We start from the raw sequence: 633 nt of genomic DNA, 5'->3' as shown, positions 1-633 counted from the left end.
GCCGCCCAACCATTTTCGGTCATGATCGCCGCGATGGTGTTGTCCGACACCCGCCAGCCGGCCTCTCTCAACTCTTCACCGACGCGCGGGCTGCCGTACGTGTTACCGGAGTCGCGGAAGATCTGCTCGATCGCGCCGATGAGCTGCTCGCGGCGCTGCTGCCGCGGCGTCGGTGGCCGGTCGTTCCACTTGTAGAACCAGGACTCCGACACATCCAGGGCGCGGCAGGTCACGGTGTGCGGGACGCCGTGTTCGGTCCTCTGGGAGGCGATGAACCGCGCCACGGTCATTTGGTCGCCTCCTTCACCCACAGGACCACCGATCGCTTGAGCACATCGCGCTCCATTGCCAGCTCGGCATTCTCACGGCGCAGCCGCGCCAGCTCCAGCCGTTCGGACTCGCTCAACTGCTCATCCGCGGCGCCGTCACGGGCCTGCCGGTCACGGGCCACCCAGTTCGTCAGCGTGCCCTCGTTGATGCCCAGTTCCCGGGCGACCTGGGCGATCGGGCGCCCCGGTCTCCCGCACGATCCGCACCGCTCCCTCACGGAACTCCGGATCGAACTTGCGTCTCTTTTCCGCCATCTGGCCTTTTCCTCTATGGTCCGGCCTCCACGATATGAGGGGAATCGCA

General features: G+C 66.5%; 2 protein-coding genes. Both read right to left on the bottom strand.

Annotated elements, in window-relative coordinates:
• Window positions 1-290, bottom strand: a 290-nt coding sequence (locus tag NA4_RS38485) for an IS3 family transposase (RefSeq protein ID WP_157129609.1), incomplete at its 3' end; no start/stop codon positions are given.
• Window positions 287-547 carry a transposase gene (locus tag NA4_RS38480; protein WP_218022546.1) on the bottom strand — a complete coding sequence of 87 codons (261 nt, stop codon included), beginning with the start codon at window positions 545-547 and terminating at the stop codon, window positions 287-289. The genes NA4_RS38485 and NA4_RS38480, both read right to left, overlap by 4 nt.
• Window positions 548-633 lie beyond the last annotated feature (86 nt).

Source organism: Nocardia amamiensis NBRC 102102 (assembly GCF_001612745.1).
GTDB lineage: Bacteria > Actinomycetota > Actinomycetes > Mycobacteriales > Mycobacteriaceae > Nocardia > Nocardia amamiensis.
This window is presented reverse-complemented; position numbering and strand designations above follow the sequence as displayed.